The sequence below is a fragment of the Pseudomonas sp. HR1 genome (assembly GCF_030175875.1).
GTDB lineage: Bacteria > Pseudomonadota > Gammaproteobacteria > Pseudomonadales > Pseudomonadaceae > Chryseomonas > Chryseomonas oryzihabitans.
Window position 1 is genome coordinate 159,903 of sequence record NZ_JASNRF010000002.1, and the last position, 18,434, is coordinate 178,336.

Consider the following 18,434-nt stretch of genomic DNA (forward strand, 5'->3'; position numbering starts at 1 on the left):
TCCCAAGGAGATTTCCCGATGCGCAAACTCATGCCCGCCGTGCTGTTCGCCGCCCTGCTGCCGACCCTGACCCTGGCCGCTACCCAGGACAGCACCGACATCACCCCGCCGCCCCACGGCAAGCTGATGGATGGCGGTCCGCGTGGCGATGGCCCTCTGCGCGGCCTCAAGCTGACCCCCGAGCAACGCGAGCAGGTCGGCAAGCTGATGGGCGAGGAACGCCAGCAGCAGCGCGAGATCGTCAAGAGCTACCTCGACAAGCTGCCCGAGGATCAGCGCAAGGCCCTGCACGATCAGCTGGATGGCAGTCGCGACAAGACCCGTCAGTCCATTCGCGCCCTGCTCAAGCCCGATCAGCAGAAGCGCTTCGACGAAATGGAAAAGAAGCGTGAGGATCGCGCCAAGGAGTGGGCCGAGTTCCAGCAGTGGAAGCAGGACCACAAGTCCTCCTGATCCCCGATCGCTGCGCCGATGGTCCTCGGCGCAGCGTCTGACCAAGAACCTGCCCAAAGTCTCGCGAGCTAGAGACAAACAAGGCGAAAATGCCTGAGGAAGCGGAGTTTACGAATGGTAAATGAGCATTCCGAAGGCATTTTCAACGCCGTTTGGCCGACGCGCAGCAGACTTTGAGCAGCTTCTAAGGCGACTGCATGGTTTTTCGTTCCCTCTTCTGGCGCATCTTCGCCACCTTCTGGCTGGCCATCCTGTCCGCGGTCGGCCTGACCATGCTGCTCGGCCACCTGGCCGACCAGGATTCTTGGATCCTCGCGCAGCATCCCGGCCTACGCGATCTCCCCGAACAGTGGGTGCAACGTTATGAAAACGACGGTCCCGCCGCCGCCCAAGGCCTGCTCGAACAGCGCAAGGGCCGCTACGGCATCGATGTGCTGGTGCTGGGCGAGAACGGCTCGCCCCTGGTGCGCGGCACCCTGCCACCGCGCATCTTCGACCAGGATCTCGACCAGCCGCAGCGTCAGCAGCGCCCCGGTCCTGGCGCCCGCGACCCCAACCGGCCGCTGCCCTGGCGACGCCTGACCGACGAATACACCAGCCCGAGCGGCCAGACCTACCTGTTCATCTACCACCTGCCCACCCCCGAACTGGGCGCCTGGCGCCGCCAGAGCCTGTTCTGGCCGGTCGGCATGCTGGCCATCGCCACGGTGGTACTGACCCTGTTCAGCCTGCTGCTGACCCTCAGCCTGACCCGCCCGCTCAATCATCTCAGGCGTGCGGTCCATGATCTCGGGCAGACCGCCTATCAGCAGGACACCCTCGCCCGCCTCGCCCGCCGCAAGGACGAACTGGGCGTGCTGGCCGAAGACTTCAATCGCATGGGCGCCCATCTGCAGCGCCTGATCGACAGCCAGCGGCAGCTGCTGCGCGACGTGTCCCACGAGCTACGCTCCCCGCTGGCCCGCCTGCGCATCGCCCTGGCGCTGGCCGAACGCTCCGACCCCCATGACCTGGGCAACATGTGGCCGCGCCTGACCCTGGAATGCGATCGCCTGGAAACCCTGATCGGCGAGATTCTCGCCCTGGCCCGCCAGGAAGCGGATCCCGGTCCGCCCGAGCAGCTGGAATTGCACCCGCTGCTGGAAGGCCTGGTCGAGGATGCCCAGCTCAGCGCCCCGCAGCAGCGGGTAGAGCTGGACGTTCCCGCCGCCCTGCGGCTGGACGGCTGGCCCGATGTGCTGGAACGGGCCCTGGACAATCTGTTGCGCAATGCGCTGCGCTTCAACCCGCCCGCCCTGCCGATCGTCATCTCGGCGACCGCCGCCGCGGGCGAGGTGCGCATCCAGGTGCGTGACCATGGCCCCGGAGTCAAGGTCGACGACCTGCCCCGGCTGGGTGAGCCCTTCTTCCGCTCGGATCAGCAGCACGCCACCGGCTATGGCCTGGGGCTGGCCATCGCCCGCCGCGCCATCCAGCGCCATGGTGGCGAGCTGCACCTGAGCAATCACCCGGACGGTGGTTTTCTCGCCACCGTCACCCTGCCGCTCAGACCGGTCCTGACCAATGGCTGACCTGGCCGCTCAGATCACGCGGCGCCGGGATCCGCGGCGCCATCTCCGGCGTGCCCAGGTAGATGTAGCCCACCAGTTGTTCGTCCTCGGCCAGTCCCAGCCCCTGCAGCACCCAGGGATCGTAGCTGAACTCACCGGAACGCCAGACCGCACCCAGGCCCAGGGCGAAGGCCGCGTTGACCAGGCCGTGGGCGACGCAGCCGGCGGTGATGATCTGCTCCTGGACCGGCACCTTGGGGTGTTCCTGGGGCGTGGCGACGACGGCGATCACCAGGGGGGCCCGCAGCGGCATGCGCCGCGCCTTGTCCAGGGCCGCCGCATCTGCGTCGGGCTCGCGCCGGCGCAGGGCATCGGCATAGAGCTCGCCGAGCGCCGTGCGGCCGGCGCCGCTCACCAGGATCAGCCGCCAGGGGCGCAGCAGCTTGTGGTCCGGCGCTCGGTCCGCGGCGCGCAGCAGGGTCTCGAGTTGCGCGGGCGTTGGGCCCGGTTCGATCAGGCGACCGACCGAGGCGCGATTGCAAAGGGCTTCGAGGGCATCCATAGCGTCTCTCCTGTAAAGATGCCGCAGTGTACCCCAGGGACGACTGCCGAATTTGGCTGTCACAGCAGCGGAATGGCTGACATTCTTGGCCGCTACCGGGGCGGTCGGCTAAGATCGCGAATGCTAGAAAACCCGGCCGCTTTCATCGTCGCGAACGGAGTTATCCCGACCTCTCGCCTTTTTCGAAACGGACCCGACAGATGAAGTTTGCGCTCAACCGGTTCCTCGCTGCGTCCGGTGACAGCCTGGGCGTCTACTACGCCCGGGTATTCGCCTATCTGATCGCCGCCGCCAGCGTCACCGCCGGGTACTACACCCAGGCCGATGCGGTGGGCCTGTGGCTGATCCCCTATGCCCTGCTCTACCCCCATGTGGCCCAGACCCTGAGTCTCAAGCTCAGACGCGATCGCGGCGCCCAGACCGATATCATCCTCGCCGCCCTGGACGCCATCCATGTCGGCATGGCCGCGGTGGTGTTGCGCTTCCCGCTGATGCCCACCCTGATGCTGCTGTTCATGCTCGGCTATACCAGCATGCTGCGCGGTGGCCCGCGCCTGCTCGGCCTGTGCCTGCTGTTCGCCACCAGCGCCGCGGCGCTGGGCAGCGCCACCTTCTTCCAGGGTGTCGACCTCACCAGTCCGCTGCTGGTGGCGGTCACCAGCGTGGTGGGCACCATGCTGCACCTCTGGGGCACCGGCTACTTCCTGCATCGCCAGCGCAAGCGCCTCATCCAGATCAACGACGATCTCAAGCGCGAGCAGGAAAAGTCGGCGATCCTGGCGCACAACCTGGCCAAATACCTCTCGCCCCAGGTCTGGGAGTCCATCTTCACCGGCAAGCAGCACATCGCCCTGGGCACCCAGCGCAAGAAGATCACGGTGTTCTTCTCCGACATCAAGGGCTTCACCGAGCTGTCCGAAGAACTCGAGGCCGAAGCCCTCACCGACATGCTCAACAACTACCTCAACGAGATGTCGAAGATCGCCGTCAAATACGGTGGCACCATCGACAAGTTCGTCGGTGACTGCGTGATGGTGTTCTTTGGCGACGCCAACAGCCAGGGCGCCAAGAAGGACGCCGTGGCCGCGGTCTCCATGGCCATCGCCATGCGCAAGCACATGAAGGTCCTGCGCCAGCAGTGGCGCAGCCAGGGCATCAACAAGCCGCTGGAGATCCGCATGGGCCTGAACACCGGTTACTGCACGGTCGGCAACTTCGGCTCCAGCACGCGCATGGACTACACCATCATCGGTCGCGAAGTGAACCTGGCCAGCCGCCTGGAGAATGCCGCCGATGCCGGCGAGATCCTGATCAGCCACGAGACCTACTCGCTGGTCAAGGAAACCATCATGTGCCGCGACAAGAGCTGGATCACCGTCAAGGGCTTCAGCAAGCCGGTGCAGATCTATCAGGTGGTGGACTTCCGTCGCGACCTGGGCGCCTCTCCCAGCTATGTCGAGCACGAACTGCCGGGCTTCTCCATGTACCTGGATACCAACAACATCCAGAACTACGACAAGGAGCGGGTCATCCAGGCGCTGCAGCTGGCAGCGGAAAAGCTCAAGGACAAGGTAATTCTTTAAAGCGACCGCAGACCCTGCGGCCGCATCTGGACGTACCTCGGCGTCCTTGGCTGGGCGCAACCAGACCGCCAGCGCAGGCGGCATCCGGACCGCTGCCCGGCAGGCGCTGATATATCGCTGACAGCCACAGAGCGCAGCCAAGCCTGCCCTCCCTTGGCCATATCCATTGCCGCCCACCAGATCGCATCTTGGCTCGGCAAAGAGACAAGGTCTTAGCTGAAGCGAACTTGCTGCTGCGGCCCAACTGGAAAGGCCCAGACCTTCGATACCCAGGCTGCCCTGCCCCTTCAAGAAGCACTCGACGCCGAAGACTTATCTATGGCTCTAGCACGAGCCACCCAGTGATGAGGCATCTCCATTTGTGCCGCTGGCGAACCGGCCTATCCCGATTTGCAGGAAAGGCAGCCGGGCGGTGATCAGCCTTGACCAGCGTATCTTCGCGTCACAGGGTACCGATGCTGGCAAGGTGCAGCCCAACCTCCTGGGCAACTTCCACAGTGGGCCTTCGATAGCGCCCCGTAGCCCCTCCCCGCAACGTGGAATCTCCCGAAGCGACTTTAATAAGCCATGAACATGCCAGCAGCATGATTTCCAAAGAAATACTATCAGCATATCAATTTTCGGCCTGCTTATTACATGCATGCCAATACCTATCGCGCGGACCGGCGTATCTTCGTTATATGAACTAGCCTAACCAGGCCAAGCCGCCAACCACAGGTATTTTAGAAAAACGCAGCAGTAATCAGGAACATCCACTACAAATCACCACCCAAGCAAGAACTATCAATTAAGCAGAAGGCGCGCACACTCACCCACACCCTTAGCACCGGCACCCGACCACCACATACGAATACCGTCATCTTATAATCCGACAATATATAACTTCCTAACCGCCTCTCTTGCCACCCACTAGTTTTTCGCCAAACATATACTCTTCATTTACTGCCGAAGGCCATTTATCATGGAATTCCAAACAGAAGAGCCGTCATCCTTTTCCAACCTGGAAAGCCCCGTAGAAGTCTATACGGAGTGGGATCCCCTGGAGGAGGTCATAGTTGGCATAATGGATGACATCCGCGTACCTGAATGGGATACCGGTCTGAGAGCCATCATACCCAGAGAGTCGAGCGACTTTTTCCAGACATACTCTGGACAGCGATTTCCGGAAGAACTGGTCATCAAGGCCAGGCAGGAAGTCAATACGCTGGCCAGGATCCTGGAAGCCGAGGGCATAAGAGTAAAACGGCCAAACGAGTTCAATCACCATCAGCCCATAGTGACTCCCCATTTCACTACAGGTGGCACCTTCTACTCCGCCATGCCAAGGGACTGCCTTTTCGCAATCGGCAAAAAGATCATTGAAGTGCCCATGGCCTGGCGCAGCCGTTACTTCGAGACCTTCGCTTTTCGTGACATCCTGAACGATTACTTTAGCAGAGGTGCTGACTGGATCTCAGCCCCCAAGCCGATGCTGAAAGACAACATCTGGAAAAAGGATTATGACTTCGACCAGGAGATTCCATTCAACTCCATAATCACCGAGGTGGAACCGCTATTTGACGCGGCCGACTTCATGAAGATGGGCCGCGACATCATCGGCCAGCGCAGCCATGTAACGAATAACAAGGGCATCGAATGGCTGCGCAGAACCCTCGGATCGGATTATCGCATCCACATCTATGAGTTCGAAGAGCCAGGACCCATGCACATCGACACGACGATACTGCCGCTGGCGCCAGGCCGCGTACTCGTCAACAAGGGCTGGGTACCGCAGATTCCTGACATCTTCAAAGATTGGGAAATCCTGACTCCGCCGCCGTCCAACCTGCCCGACGACCATCCTCTTTACATCACTTCCAAGTGGATTCACATCAATGTGCTGATGCTGGACGAAAGAACGGTGGTCGTCGAGCAGGACGAGGAGGCTCTGATCAACGCCTTCCGCCAGTGGGGTTTCAAGACCATCCTCTGTCCCTTCAAGCACTTTCAGACCTTCGGTGGCTCCTTCCACTGTGCCACGCTGGATGTCAAACGGCGCGGAAGCCTGAAAAGTTATATCTGAAGACTTCCGGCGCCCATCTGGAAACAGTGGGGCGCTCTAAGCGCGCAGGGCCCGAGGCCCTGCGCGCACCAATAGCCGCAAGCATGACAGGATTTGGAAATGCAGCTCGAACATACGGTACTGATCGTTTCTTCCGACCTGGATGTCGCCTTGAACGTAGCGGCGCTCAAGGCGAAGTATGACCTGCAGACCTGGAGTTTCGTCTTCCTGCTGGAGGATTATCTGGGCGAGGCGCGAGAGGAATTGGAACGCCCGGAAAACTTTCTCGTCTCTGACTTCGCCATTGCCACCGAGGTAGAGGCAGCGCTTGATAAGATAGCTCGCCACTACAGCATTTCTACCGCGGTGGCTTTCGACGAATTTTCGCTCTACGTAGCCGCTTCAGCAAATGAGCGCTGGCAACTTCCAGGCATCACCCGAGAAGAGGCGCAAAGGTTTCGCGACAAGAAAAAAATGAAAGAGATCGCTAAGCGCGCAGGAATCAGGACCGCCAGAGAAATAACGCTCGATGAAATCAAGCTTGGGCAGGTGCAGTTTCCCATCATCGTCAAACCGCGTTCGCTGGCGGGCGCTCAAGGCGTCCGGATCATTACCGAAGCAGACGAAATGTCGTCCATCGATATCGATTCGAACCCTGAATATCAGGATATGAGCAAACATCAGTATCTTATCGAAACCTATAATCCAGCCTGCATCTACCATATTGATTGTATCGTCCGTAAAGGAACACTGGCCTTCCTATCGGTCGGCGAATATCTAGGCAAACCCATGGATTTCCTGCAGGAAAAACCGGTCGGCGTGATAGCGGTTCCCGAGGAGATGATCGAGGATATCTGGCGCCATTTTACCGAATCCGTGATAGCCGCCTTTGACGCGCCTGACGGGGTCTATCACATAGAGGCCTTTGCTGGCGCAGAACTGCTGGAAATCGCCTATCGACCTGGCGGCGCGGCCATTGTCGAGATGATAGAGATGGTCTACGGGCTGGACCTGAAGCTAATCCATCTCGCGGCACAACTGGGCCTGGATCCTTCAGTCGATATCCAGCGGAGGGCCCAAGCCTTTGGCTATATGACCTTTCCTAAAAAGCACCTTTCCCTCACACCGCTTTACGTCACAGAGGTGGCCTTACCACCCCTGGAAAATCTGCCAACGCTTAGCACCCATTCGATACCCAAGGCCGGCGATGTCGCGTCGGGAGAATTCTACTGCTACAAGGACTCGCTGGGCTCATTCGTCTTTTGCGGCGATCGCGATCTCGTGCTTCAGGACATCGACTACCTGAACAGGCATTACAGCGTCGCTGTTGACGCTGAACCGTAGATAGCGGCCTGGGACCGCTGCTCCCACAGATATCCGCCACGACCAAAGGCCCCGTTCATCATGAGAATTGACCAGCCCAACACCCTATTGATCATTTCCTCCGAACTGGATGTCGATGAGGTGGTCGCCAGACTCAGGGACACCTATGAGCTAGCGCGATGGACATTCGTCTACCTCTTGGAGGACCTGCTGGGCCAGGCTGGAGCGGAACTGGTGCGGAGCGACACCTTCCTGGTCCGGGACTTCGCCGTCCATGGCGAAATTGACAGCGTCCTTGATCGAATCGCCGACACCTACGCCATTACCGCAGTCCTTCCCAATGACGAATTCGCGGTGCACGTCGCGGCGTGGGCCAACGAACGCTGGGGCTTGCCAGGGCTTACGCTCGATATGGCTGTGCGCTTTCGCGACAAGAAGCGGATGAAACAGATCGCCCAGCTGTTCAACATACCCACCGCCAAGGAAGTTACCCTCGACGAGCTGAAAAGCGGCGCGGCGACCCTTCCGGCCATTCTGAAACCCCGATCGCTGGCGGGCGCCGTGGGAGTCAGGATCATCACCGATGCCCGCGAGCTCTCCGGCCTCCCCCGCGATACGGGTGACAGCTACCAGGACATGAGCGAACACCAGTACATCATCGAAACCTATAACAGCCAGCCTCTGTATCAACTCGATGCCATCGTTCTCGGCAAGCAACTGGCGTTCCTCAGTGCCGGTGAATACCTGGGGAAACCCATCGACTACCTTGCCGAGCAACCACTGGGGTATCTCTCAGTTCCCCAGGAGGATCTCGAGGCGCTCTGGCGTCCCTTCGCCGAACGGGTGATAGCTGCGTTCGATTGCCCTGACGGGGTCTATCACATCGAAGCCTTCGGCGACGCAGGCGCTGGTTTGGAATTGCTGGAAATCGCCTTCCGCCCGGGCGGCGGACATACGACCGAGATGATAGCGTTCGCTCATGGCCTGGACCTGCGCCTGCTTCACCTCGCCCTGCAACTCGGCCTCTGTGAATCCCTGCAGGCCAGCCGCCGCTGCGAAGCCTGGGCCTATATGATGTTTCCGAAAAAGCACCTGTCCCGCGAAACGCTCCATGTCTCCCACCTGACGCTCGCAGCGATCGAAAGCCTTCCGACATTGAGCATGAAGACCCTACCGCGTCCGGGAGACATAGCGTCGGGTGCCTTTTTCTGCCACAAGGATGGCCTGGGTACTTTCGTATTCTGTGGCGAGCGGCGAAGAGTCGCCGAAGACGTCCAGTACGTTCTGGAACATTACCAGGTACATCTCGCTGTCAGAGGCAGCTAGCCCTTAGCAGCGCTCGCAATCCCCGCTCCTCTCACCGTTCTCGCCTGAGACCGTTCCCGTGGATTTGGCGACCTACCAGTCCCTTCGCAGGCGCCGGGAAACGGCGACCCGTAGCGTATACGTGCGTGAGTACAGGGTTGGTCTTACCAGGCTTCCAGCGCAACAAAAAGGCCCCGACGCCTTACAGCGCCGGGGCCTCTTATCGCCAGGCAAAAGCCTGGGGATCAATCCTCGCGATAGCGACGCAGGCGCAGGGCCTTGCCGGCTACGCGGGTGTCCTTGAGCTTGGTCAGCAGACGCTCTAGGCCTTCTTCGGGCAGCTCCACCAGGCTGAAGGAGTCACGGATCTGGATGCGGCCGATGGCCTCGCGATCCATGCCGCCTTCGTTGATGATGGCACCCAGCAGGTTCTTGGCGGCGACGCCATCACGGGCGCCCAGGGCGGTGCGGCAGCGCACTCGGCCTTCCGGCAGCGGCTGCATCGGACGACGCTCGCCACGGTCCGGACGCTCACCACGCTCGGGACGATCGCCCCGCTCGCTGCGCTCGCCACGGGGACGCTCGCCACGGCCGGCGCCGGGGGTGAGCGGCTGCTCGCGACGGACCGACTCGATGTCCAGGGCGCGGCCGCTGGTCAGCTTGGCCAGCAGGGCCGCGGCCAGGGTCGAGGGATCGCACTGCAGACGCTCGCACAGCTCCTGACGCAGGGCGCCATGGGTGGTGTCGGCATCGGCCAGCAGCGAACCCACGCCATCGGCCAGGCGGGAGATACGGGCTTCCAGCACGGCTTCGGCGTCGGGCAGACGGATCTCGCCGACGCGCTGACCGGTGACGCGCTCGATGACCTGCAGCATGCGGCGCTCGCGCGGGGTGACCAGCAGCAGCGCGCGACCTTCACGACCGGCACGGCCGGTACGACCGATACGGTGCACGTAGGATTCCGGATCGTAGGGCATGTCCACGTTCAGGACGTGGGTGATGCGCGCCACGTCCAGGCCGCGAGCGGCGACGTCGGTGGCGACCACGATGTCGAGCGAACCGTCCTTCAGCGACTCGATGGTCTTCTCGCGCTGGGCCTGGGGCATGTCGCCATTCAGGGCACTGACGCGATAGCCCTGGCGCTCCAGCAGCTCGGCCAGGTCCAGGGTCGCCTGCTTGGTGCGCACGAAGGCGATCAGGGCGTCGAAGTTCTCCACTTCCAGCAGGCGCAGCACCGAGGCCGGCTTCTGGTCGGCGTGGACCATCAGGTGCGCCTGCTCGATGCGGGCGACGGTCTGGGTCTTGGCCGCGATGCGGACGTGTTGCGGCTCCTTGAGGTGACGCTCGGCGATGGCGCGGATCGACGGCGGCAGGGTCGCCGAGAACAGTACGGTCTGGCGGGATTCCGGCATGGCTTCGAAGATGAATTCGAGGTCATCCATGAAGCCCAGCTTGAGCATCTCGTCGGCTTCGTCGAGCACCAGGTGCTGGACGGTGGCCAGCAGGTTGTCGTCGCGACGCAGGTGGTCGCACAGACGACCGGGGGTGGCGACCAGAACCTGGGCGCCCATGCGCAGGGACTTCAGCTGCGGGCCCATGGGCGCGCCGCCGTAGAGGGCCACGACCTTCACGCCGGGCATCTCGGTGGAATAGGTTTCGCAGGCGGTAGCCACCTGCAGGGCCAGTTCACGGGTGGGAACCAGCACCAGAATCTGGGGTTCGCGGCGGGACGGGTCGAGCTTGGAGAGCAGCGGCAGAGCGAAGGCTGCGGTCTTGCCGGTACCGGTCTGGGCCTGGCCGATCATGTCGTGGCCGGAGAGAATCACCGGGATGGACTGCGACTGGATGGGCGACGGCTCTTCGTAGCCGACGGCCTTGATGGCGGCGAGGATGGCGGGATTGAGATTGAGCGCAGCGAAACCGCTGGTGTCCTGGGTCATTGTCTTGCCTCGTGTGCTTCGCAAAGACCCCAAAGCCAAGAGCTGCGCTTATCCGAATGACCGAAGTCGCCCAGGCAGCCAAGGTGTGAGCTTTTTGCGAAATAGCGGATGAAAAAGGGGTGAAGCGTCTAGGATTGTTCGCCGTCGGGCGAACGCACGACCGGTGTGGCCATGGCGGCGGACCGGGAAAATGCAGTTCCTGAACGGAAGGTCAAAAAGACCGGGGCGAATGATACCCGAACCCTGGACATTTCTCCAGAGAACCTTGGTCTACTTTTGTGGTCAGGTTGCCGCACGCAGGTTGTCCAGATAGGCCTCCACATCGAACCCTATCCGCGGGGTCAACTCCCGGGCGCGCTGCCGCGTGCCCGCCTCGTCCAGCTCCTGCTCCAGACTGGCCGGCACCAGCAGGATGACATTGCCCTCGACCACCGGGCACTCCCAGTAATGATGGCGGAATAGGCCGCGCAGCAGTGCGGCGCCCAGGGGCTTGCCGTCGGTGGCGCTCCACTGGTTGATCATCAGCCAGCCGCCGGGGTTGAGCTTGGCCTGGCAGTTTTCCAGGAAGCGCCAGGCCAGATGGGCACTGGACGGACCGACATCGGTATAGAGATCGACAAAGATCAGATCGGCAGGCGCCGCGCTGTCGAGCAGGTCCAGGGCATCGCCGATGCGGATGGCCAGGCGCGGGTCCTCGTCGAGGCCCAGATGCTGGCGCGCCAGGCGCGGCACCGCAGGACGCAGCTCCAGGGCTTCCACCGCCTCCAGGGGCAGCCACTTGAGGCAGGCCTGGGTCAGGGTGCCGGCGCCCAGGCCGAGAAAGAGCGCTCGCCGCGGCTGCGGGTGGCAGAGCGCGCCCAGCAGCATGGCGCGGTTGTAGTCGTATTCCAGCCAGGCGGGGTCCGCGGTGAAGACGCAGCTCTGTTCCACCTCCTCGCCAAACTCCAGGAAACGATAGGGCCCCACCTCCACCACCCGGATCCGGCCATGGTCATCGACGACCTCTTCCAGCAACACTTCCGTCTCGACCATCACCACCCTCCTCTATAGCCGCCCATGGTAGCCGCGATGGGCACTGTCTATCGAGCGTTGCGCCCGTGATCGGTTAGTATGGAAGGCTTCGTCGCACCACTCAGAGAGAATCATGTCCGCGCCCTGGAGCCCCACCAGCTGGAGAAGCCTGCCCATCCAGCAGCAGCCCGAATACCCCGATCAAGCCCGTCTCGCCGAGGTCGAGCGCACCCTGGCCGGCTATCCGCCGCTGGTGTTTGCCGGCGAAGCCCGCGAATTGCGCCGGCAGTTCGCCGAGGTGACCCAGGGTCGGGCCTTCCTTTTGCAGGGCGGTGATTGCGCGGAAAGCTTCTTCGAATTCTCCGCCGGCAAGATTCGCGACACTTTCAAGGTGCTGCTGCAGATGGCGGTGGTCATGACCTTCGCCGCGGGCTGCCCGGTGGTCAAGGTTGGCCGCATGGCCGGCCAGTTCGCCAAGCCGCGCTCGTCCGGCGATGAAGTCCAGGACGGTATTTCCCTGCCGGCCTACCGCGGCGACATCGTCAACGGCATCGACTTCACCGAAGGCAGCCGCATCCCGGATCCGCAGCGCCTGATCCAGGCCTACAACCAGTCCACCGCGACCCTCAACCTGCTGCGCGCCTTTGCCCAGGGCGGTTTCGCCGACCTGCACCAGGTCCATCGCTGGAACCTGGACTTCATCGCCAACTCGGCCCTGGCCGACCGCTACCACCAGCTGGCGGACCGCATCGACGAGACCCTCGCCTTCATGCGCGCCTGTGGCCTGGACACCGCACCCCAGGTCAAGGAAACCAATTTCTTCACCGCCCACGAGGCGCTGCTGCTCAACTACGAGGAAGCCTTCGTCCGCCGCGACAGCCTGACCGGTGACTGGTACGACTGCTCGGCGCACATGCTCTGGATCGGTGACCGCACCCGCCAGCCCGACGGCGCCCACGTCGAATTCCTGCGCGGCGTGAACAACCCCATCGGCGTCAAGGTCGGTCCTTCTACCACCAGCGAAGACTTGATCCGCCTGATCGACACCCTCAACCCCGAGAACGATCCGGGTCGCCTCAACCTCATCGTGCGGATGGGCGTGGGCAAGGTCGGCGATCACCTGCCGCGCCTGATCCAGACCGTCGAGCGGGAGGGTCGCCAGGTGCTGTGGAGCTCCGACCCCATGCACGGCAACACCATCAAGGCGTCCACCGGCTACAAGACCCGGGATTTCGCCAGCGTGCTGGGCGAGGTCAAGGAATTCTTCGGCGTGCACCAGGCCGAGGGCACCTACGCGGGCGGCATCCACATCGAGATGACCGGCCAGAACGTCACCGAATGCATCGGTGGCGCCCGCCCAGTCACCGAAGACGCCCTGTCCGATCGCTACCACACCCATTGCGACCCGCGCCTGAATGCCGACCAGTCCCTGGAACTGGCCTTCATGATCGCCGAGACGCTCAAGGGCATTCGCCGCTAAGGCAGAGAGCGCGCGGCGCGCCCTAGTGCCGCGCCACCGCCTCGCGCAAGACGTCCGCCGGCCCGTGCAACTGCAGGTCGGCGAGACCGAGCCAGTCGGCCAGGGCACGCAACTGCCCCGCCAGGGCGTCCAGCCCCTCGTCATCCAGCCCCGCCGCCTCCAGATGCACGGCATGCACCGCCAGCCGTGACTGCGCCCGCTCGGCGCGCAGATCCACCCGCGCCGCCAGCCGCTCCCGGTAGAGAAAGGGCAGTACATAGTAGCCATAGACCCGCTTGGGCGCCGGCGTGTAGATCTCCAGTCGATAGCGAAAGCCGAACAGCTGCTCGGTGCGCTCACGCTCCCAGACCAGCGAATCGAAGGGCGACAGCAACGCCGCGGCGCGCACGGGGCGCCCGTGACTGGGTGTCTCGGCGACATAGGCCGGCTTCGACCAGCCCTGCACCTGGAGGGACTGCAAACTGCCCTCCTCCAGCAATTCGGCGAGGCCCTGGCGGGCTTCGGCCGGACTGAGACGGAAATAGTCACGCAGCTGGACCTCGCTCGCCACGCCCAGGGCACGGGCGCTGCGAAGGAGCAAGGCGCGGCGGGCGGCTTCGGGCGCAACAGCCGGCGCCGCGAGGATCTCCGCCGGAAGCACCCGCTCGGGCAGGTCATAGAGGCGCTCGAAGCCGCGCCGCCCGGCCACCGTCACCTCACCGGCGGCGAACAGCCACTCCAGCGCCAGCTTGCCCGGACTCCAGTCCCACCAGGGACCGGCCTGCTCGACCCGCTTGGCCAGGCTGCCGGCGCCCAGGGCACCCCGCTGCACCACCGCCTCCAGGGTCTGGGCGACGACCTGCGGCTGTTCGACGGCGAAACGCGCCAGCTGCCGATAGATGCCGATGCCCTGGCGCGCCTGATCGCGCCGCCAGCGCAGCTCGGCCCAGACCTCGGCCGGCACCAGCGAAGCCTCGTGGGCCCAGCATTCATAGAGCTGGCGCCTACGCCCCTGGCCCCAGGCCAGGGCATCGAAATCGGTGAAGGCATAGTGGCCGAGACGGCTGAACAGCGGCAGGTAGTGGGAGCGCACCAGCGCATTGACTGAATCGATCTGCAGCACGTTCAGGCGTGCGGCCTGGCGATACAGGGTGGCCGGACCCGCGCCACCCTTGGGTTGATTACCGAAACCCTGGGCGCGCAAGGCCAGACGCCGGGCCTCGCGCAGGGAAAGGCTGTCCATCCGAGCTCCTGATAGAGGAAGGGATCTTTCACCCTAGCAGGATCGGCGGCAGCGCTCCTCCGCGGGCTGCTGCCAGAACGGCTTGTCGGCCTCCTGCCAGGCATCGGCGCGACTCAGGCCGAGGTCGTGCAGCGCGCCTTCATCCAGCCGATAGAGCGCTCGGCGTTGGCGGGAGAGCTCTATTGCTCGCCGCAACCAGGCCCAGACCTGCCGCAGACGAGAGGTGACGCCCGCAACACCAGGGGAACGCCCGGACGAATCTCGGTGAGCTATGAGCTGAGCCATGGTGCATCTCCTTCTCCAGAGGGTATGGCTCAAGTCTGGAAGCTGGCTTAACATCAATCCAACGAATCTTTCTGATGCGATCCATTCACCGAGCTGATGCCATGAACTACCCCAGCATAGAGACCGATCTGCTGCGCACCTTTGTCGCCATCGCCGATCAGGGCGGCTTCACCCGCGCGGCCGAGGTGGTCAACCGCACCCAGTCGGCGGTGAGCATGCAGATGCGCAAGCTGGAAGAGGACGTGCTGCAGCGCCGACTGTTCGAGCGTGACGGCCGCCAGGTCCGTCTGACCGCGGAAGGCCAGATCCTGCTGGGCTTCGCCCGGCGGATCCTCAAGCTGCATGGGGAAGTGATGACCACTCTGCGCGAGCCGCACATGGTGGGGACGGTGCGCATCGGCACCCCTGACGACTACGTCATGAGGTTCATTCCGGGCATCCTTGCGGGCTTCGCCAAGGCCTACCCGCTGGTGCAGGTGGATGTCCACTGCGAGCCCACCGCGGGTCTGCTGCAGCGCCAGGATCTGGATCTGACCATCGTTACCCGCGAACCGGGCAACGAGATCGGTCTGCCGTTGCGGCGGGAACGCTTCGTCTGGGCCGAGGCACCCGGGTTCGACATTCACCAGCGCGATCCGCTGCCGCTGGCGATGTTCAATACCTCCTGCTTTCTCAGCGAATGGGCCCGCCGCGCCCTGGACAATCGCGACCGTGGCTATCGCCTGGCCTACAGCAGCCCCAGCCTTGCCGCGCTGCTGGGCATCGTCAAGGCAGGCCTGGCGGTCACCGCGCAGCTGGAGAGCCTGCTGCCGAGCGAATTGCGCCGGCTGGGAGAAGCCGACGGCATGCCCGACCTGCCCTCCTGTTCCATCGAACTGCTGCGTAATCCACGCAGCGCCTCGCCGATCATCGACACCCTCGCCGAGCATATCGCCGAGGGCTTTCGGCAGTAGTCAGCGCAGCGCCAGCAGCACCGCGCAGAGCAGCAGAAAACCGCAGAACAGCAGGCGCAGCAGCCGTTCGGGCAACTGGTGGGCCAGCTTCACGCCCCAGCTGACGCTGAGCAGGCCGCCGATGGCCAGGGGAATGCCGACGCTCCAATCCACTTCGCCATGCCAGGCATAGCTGGCCAGGGTGACGCCCGTGGTGGGCAACGCCATGGCCAGGGACATGCCCTGGGCCGCGACCTGGGTCAGCCCCATCACGCCCGCCAGGATGGGCGTGGCGATCACCGCCCCGCCGACGCCGAACAGCCCACCGACCAGTCCCGCCACCAGCCCCAGCACGCCAAGGCCCAGACGGCTCGGCGTGGTCAGCGGTGGCTGGCCACGGCGATAGAGTTGCCAGAGGTTGTAGAGCACAAGGAGCAGCAGGAAGCCGACGAAGCCGTGGCGCATGGAGCGGGCGTCCAGGGAGACCGCCAGTGCCGTGCCCACCAGGGCCGAGACCATGCCCGCGCCCGCTAGCAAGGCGGCGCGCTGCCAATCAATGCGGTTGCGCTGGTTGTACTTGTAGACCGACAGCAGCACGTTGGGCACCACCATCACCAGAGCGGTGCCCTGGGCCAGTTGCTGGTCGAGGCCGAACAGCAGCGCCAGCACCGGAATGGCGATGAGGCCACCGCCGATGCCGAACAGCCCACCCACCACACCCAGCACCGCCCCGAGGACGACATCGATCAACAAGGTAAACAGCAATTCCACGGCAATTCTATCCAGCGGCGAACGGATTTGGAGAGACCGGCCAGGCCGGCCTGCGGCGAAAGCCCAGACAGCAAAAAGCCCGGCAAGCCGGGCTTTCTGGTCGAGACGCCTGGTTTAGACCTTGGCGCGCGACTTGTACTCGTTGGTACGGGTGTCGATCTCGATGTGGTCACCGATATCGCAGAACTCGGAGACCTTCAGCTCGTAGCCGTTGTTCAGGCGAGCGGTCTTCATGACCTTGCCCGAGGTGTCGCCGCGAACGGCCGGCTCGGTGTAGGCGATCTGGCGCACGATGGTGGTGGGCAGTTCGATGGAGATGACGCGGTCGTTGTAGAACACCGCTTCGCAGACGTCGGTCATGCCGTCTTCGATGAAGGCGATGGCTTCGCCCAGGTCGTCCTTCTCCACTTCGTACTGGTTGTAGTCGGCGTCGACGAAGACGTACAGGGGATCGGCGAAGTAGGAATAGGTTACTTCCTTGCGATCCAGAATCACCGGCTCGAGCTTGTCGTCGGCGCGGAAGACGGTCTCGGTCGCGCTGCCGGAGAGCAGGCTCTTCAGCTTCATCTTGACCACTGCAGCGTTACGGCCGGACTTGTTGTATTCAGCTTTCTGGATGACCCAGGGAGCGTTATCGATCATGGCCACTTGGCCGGCACGGAACTCTTGTGCGGTTTTCATGCGGTTATCCGTATGGATGGAAGAACGGGATTTCGAGGCGCCATATGATAGCCAATCTGTATGGAAATGCACCAGGCTGGCGGCAAGATCGCTGTGAGAAGCCATCCGATCGCTCCAGTCACGCGCCAGCAGACGCCAGTTTTCGACCTGCGTATCCAGCGCCGACCAGGCCGCAGCCAGGTCGCCACGACCGTTCCAGGCCAGCCACAGGGCACTGACCGCCGCGCCCAGTTCAGGAGTCCCGGACGCCACATAGCGCGCCAGGAAGGCCTCGAGCTTGACGAAGTGGGCGTCCTCTTCCTGCGGATAGATGTGCCAGACGAAGGGATGCGCCGCCCATTGCGCGCGGACGAAGGAGTCCTCGCCGCGGATGGCATTGAAGTCGCAGCACCACAGCAGGCGGTCGTATTGCTGCTGGGAGACGAAGGGCAGCACCTGCACCCGCAGCGCGCCACGGCCGTGGCTGTCGCCGGCCTTGAGCCAGTCGACGCCCAGCCAGGCGGCGACGTTGGCCAGCACCCGCCCCTCCGGCACCAGCAGGCAGGTCGGCCGGTTAGCGGCGCTCAGGGCATCGAGCCAGTCGATCAGCGCCGGATTCTCGTAGGCGAACAGCGAGAACAGGCGCTCGCCCGGCTGCCGGCGGACGCCCAACCCGGCAAGAAAATCGTCCCGCGTCGCGACCGCCTGCTGGAAGCCGTCCCGCTGCTCGAGCAGGTCGCGCTCGCGCAGCAAACCGCCGACCTTGGCGGTAAAGCCGGGAAAGAAGAAGTACTTGTTCAGCCCGGTGGGCTGCAGCGACGGCAGAGCATGACAGCCTTCGATCCACTCCTCGGCGCTCAGGTATTCCAGATTGAGCCAGAGCGGTCGCTCGGCGCGCCCCGCCATGGCGGTGATGAAGCCTTCCGGCAACTGGCAGGCGAAGGCCTCCACCACCACGTCGCCCGGCTCGGCCGGCGTCCAGTCGGCATGCCAGAGGCGTACCTCGACCCCGCGATGCCACTGCTGCTCGGCCGTGCCATCGACCCCCGGCTGGATCCGCGCCAGGGGATAGAGGTCGTCGATCCAGAGGCGGACCTGCTGTCCATGCTCGGCGACCAGCTGATGGGCCAGACGCCAGGTGATACCCGCGTCCCCATAGTTGTCCACCACAGTGCAGAAGATGTCCCAGGCTGCCATGCCATACCTCTAAGTCATTGATATCGAATCGTGTTTCGCTTCAGCCAGCGGGTGATGCGCGGCAGATTCCAGTGAACCCAGTCACACCGCGCCCCCAGGCGGGTCGGTAGTATCCGCGC

At 63.5% G+C, this 18,434-nt stretch carries 15 protein-coding genes and 1 pseudogene; 8 read left to right on the plus strand and 8 right to left on the minus strand.

Annotated elements, in window-relative coordinates:
• Positions 1-18: 18 nt before the first annotated feature.
• Both QKY98_RS08090 and QKY98_RS08095 read left to right on the plus strand, forming a co-directional pair.
• Positions 19-453, plus strand: coding sequence for a Spy/CpxP family protein refolding chaperone (locus QKY98_RS08090; RefSeq protein WP_007158486.1), 435 nt, complete (start codon positions 19-21; stop codon positions 451-453).
• Between the two features lie 197 nt (positions 454-650).
• Positions 651-2,024: a sensor histidine kinase gene (locus QKY98_RS08095; protein ID WP_058791427.1), complete on the plus strand. Its 1,374-nt coding sequence runs from the start codon at positions 651-653 to the stop codon at positions 2,022-2,024.
• On the opposite strand, the gene QKY98_RS08100 is transcribed toward QKY98_RS08095, so the two are convergent.
• A complete protein-coding gene (locus QKY98_RS08100; protein WP_027602198.1) occupies positions 1,999-2,565 on the minus strand; it encodes a nitroreductase family protein in 567 nt (188 codons plus the stop codon). The two genes, QKY98_RS08095 and QKY98_RS08100, sit on opposite strands and share 26 nt — an antisense overlap.
• Before the next feature lie 200 nt (positions 2,566-2,765).
• Here QKY98_RS08100 and QKY98_RS08105 point away from each other — a divergent pair, with 200 nt between their 5' ends.
• The 4 genes from QKY98_RS08105 to QKY98_RS08120 all read left to right on the plus strand — a co-directional run bounded on the left by QKY98_RS08105 (position 2,766) and on the right by QKY98_RS08120 (position 8,838).
• Positions 2,766-4,148 (plus strand): adenylate/guanylate cyclase domain-containing protein, encoded by a 1,383-nt coding sequence (locus tag QKY98_RS08105; protein WP_007158489.1) that lies wholly within the window; start codon positions 2,766-2,768, stop codon positions 4,146-4,148.
• 961 nt (positions 4,149-5,109) lie between these two features.
• Positions 5,110-6,210, plus strand: a complete 1,101-nt coding sequence (locus QKY98_RS08110; protein ID WP_027602197.1) for an amidinotransferase — start codon at positions 5,110-5,112, stop codon at positions 6,208-6,210.
• 99 nt (positions 6,211-6,309) lie between these two features.
• A complete protein-coding gene (locus QKY98_RS08115; protein WP_284670651.1) occupies positions 6,310-7,533 on the plus strand; it encodes an ATP-grasp domain-containing protein in 1,224 nt (407 codons plus the stop codon).
• 60 nt (positions 7,534-7,593) lie between these two features.
• Positions 7,594-8,838: an ATP-grasp domain-containing protein gene (locus QKY98_RS08120; protein ID WP_284670652.1), complete on the plus strand. Its 1,245-nt coding sequence runs from the start codon at positions 7,594-7,596 to the stop codon at positions 8,836-8,838.
• Positions 8,839-9,062: 224 nt separating this feature from the next.
• Here QKY98_RS08120 and QKY98_RS08125 read toward each other — a convergent pair whose 3' ends face one another.
• Together QKY98_RS08125 and QKY98_RS08130 are read right to left on the minus strand one after the other, a co-directional pair.
• Positions 9,063-10,757 (minus strand): DEAD/DEAH box helicase, encoded by a 1,695-nt coding sequence (locus QKY98_RS08125; RefSeq protein WP_007158490.1) that lies wholly within the window; start codon positions 10,755-10,757, stop codon positions 9,063-9,065.
• Between the two features lie 282 nt (positions 10,758-11,039).
• Positions 11,040-11,789, minus strand: coding sequence for a spermidine synthase (locus tag QKY98_RS08130; RefSeq protein WP_027602193.1), 750 nt, complete (start codon positions 11,787-11,789; stop codon positions 11,040-11,042).
• 112 nt (positions 11,790-11,901) lie between these two features.
• Here QKY98_RS08130 and QKY98_RS08135 point away from each other — a divergent pair, with 112 nt between their 5' ends.
• Positions 11,902-13,248 (plus strand): class II 3-deoxy-7-phosphoheptulonate synthase, encoded by a 1,347-nt coding sequence (locus QKY98_RS08135; protein ID WP_044342060.1) that lies wholly within the window; start codon positions 11,902-11,904, stop codon positions 13,246-13,248.
• Positions 13,249-13,270: 22 nt separating this feature from the next.
• Here the strand turns inward: QKY98_RS08135 and QKY98_RS08140 are convergent, their stop codons facing one another.
• Positions 13,271-14,470, minus strand: a complete 1,200-nt coding sequence (locus tag QKY98_RS08140; RefSeq protein ID WP_284670653.1) for a winged helix-turn-helix domain-containing protein — start codon at positions 14,468-14,470, stop codon at positions 13,271-13,273.
• Positions 14,471-14,503: 33 nt separating this feature from the next.
• Positions 14,504-14,755, minus strand: a complete 252-nt coding sequence (locus QKY98_RS08145) for a DUF1127 domain-containing protein (protein ID WP_284670654.1) — start codon at positions 14,753-14,755, stop codon at positions 14,504-14,506.
• 101 nt (positions 14,756-14,856) lie between these two features.
• Between QKY98_RS08145 and QKY98_RS08150 the strand changes: the two genes are divergently transcribed.
• Complete coding sequence (locus tag QKY98_RS08150; protein WP_044342058.1) at positions 14,857-15,708, plus strand: LysR substrate-binding domain-containing protein; 852 nt, start codon at positions 14,857-14,859, stop codon at positions 15,706-15,708.
• On the opposite strand, the gene QKY98_RS08155 is transcribed toward QKY98_RS08150, so the two are convergent.
• The 3 genes and pseudogenes from QKY98_RS08155 to earP form a co-directional block, all read right to left on the minus strand.
• Positions 15,709-16,449, minus strand: a complete 741-nt coding sequence (locus QKY98_RS08155; protein ID WP_027602189.1) for a sulfite exporter TauE/SafE family protein — start codon at positions 16,447-16,449, stop codon at positions 15,709-15,711.
• A gap of 123 nt (positions 16,450-16,572) precedes the next feature.
• Complete coding sequence (gene efp / locus QKY98_RS08160; protein WP_007158497.1) at positions 16,573-17,139, minus strand: elongation factor P; 567 nt, start codon at positions 17,137-17,139, stop codon at positions 16,573-16,575.
• 48 nt (positions 17,140-17,187) lie between these two features.
• Positions 17,188-18,315 (minus strand): annotated as a pseudogene (gene earP, locus QKY98_RS08165) (elongation factor P maturation arginine rhamnosyltransferase EarP); the annotation flags it as partial.
• Positions 18,316-18,434 lie beyond the last annotated feature (119 nt).

Coding starts and splice junctions, on each gene's coding strand:
- QKY98_RS08090 (WP_007158486.1), top strand. CDS start 19: ATGCGCAAACTCATGCCCGCCGTGCTGTTCGCCGCCCTGCTGCCGACC.
- QKY98_RS08095 (WP_058791427.1), top strand. CDS start 651: ATGGTTTTTCGTTCCCTCTTCTGGCGCATCTTCGCCACCTTCTGGCTG.
- QKY98_RS08100 (WP_027602198.1), bottom strand. CDS start 2,565: ATGGATGCCCTCGAAGCCCTTTGCAATCGCGCCTCGGTCGGTCGCCTG.
- QKY98_RS08105 (WP_007158489.1), top strand. CDS start 2,766: ATGAAGTTTGCGCTCAACCGGTTCCTCGCTGCGTCCGGTGACAGCCTG.
- QKY98_RS08110 (WP_027602197.1), top strand. CDS start 5,110: ATGGAATTCCAAACAGAAGAGCCGTCATCCTTTTCCAACCTGGAAAGC.
- QKY98_RS08115 (WP_284670651.1), top strand. CDS start 6,310: ATGCAGCTCGAACATACGGTACTGATCGTTTCTTCCGACCTGGATGTC.
- QKY98_RS08120 (WP_284670652.1), top strand. CDS start 7,594: ATGAGAATTGACCAGCCCAACACCCTATTGATCATTTCCTCCGAACTG.
- QKY98_RS08125 (WP_007158490.1), bottom strand. CDS start 10,757: ATGACCCAGGACACCAGCGGTTTCGCTGCGCTCAATCTCAATCCCGCC.
- QKY98_RS08130 (WP_027602193.1), bottom strand. CDS start 11,789: ATGGTCGAGACGGAAGTGTTGCTGGAAGAGGTCGTCGATGACCATGGC.
- QKY98_RS08135 (WP_044342060.1), top strand. CDS start 11,902: ATGTCCGCGCCCTGGAGCCCCACCAGCTGGAGAAGCCTGCCCATCCAG.
- QKY98_RS08140 (WP_284670653.1), bottom strand. CDS start 14,470: ATGGACAGCCTTTCCCTGCGCGAGGCCCGGCGTCTGGCCTTGCGCGCC.
- QKY98_RS08145 (WP_284670654.1), bottom strand. CDS start 14,755: ATGGCTCAGCTCATAGCTCACCGAGATTCGTCCGGGCGTTCCCCTGGT.
- QKY98_RS08150 (WP_044342058.1), top strand. CDS start 14,857: ATGAACTACCCCAGCATAGAGACCGATCTGCTGCGCACCTTTGTCGCC.
- efp (WP_007158497.1), bottom strand. CDS start 17,139: ATGAAAACCGCACAAGAGTTCCGTGCCGGCCAAGTGGCCATGATCGAT.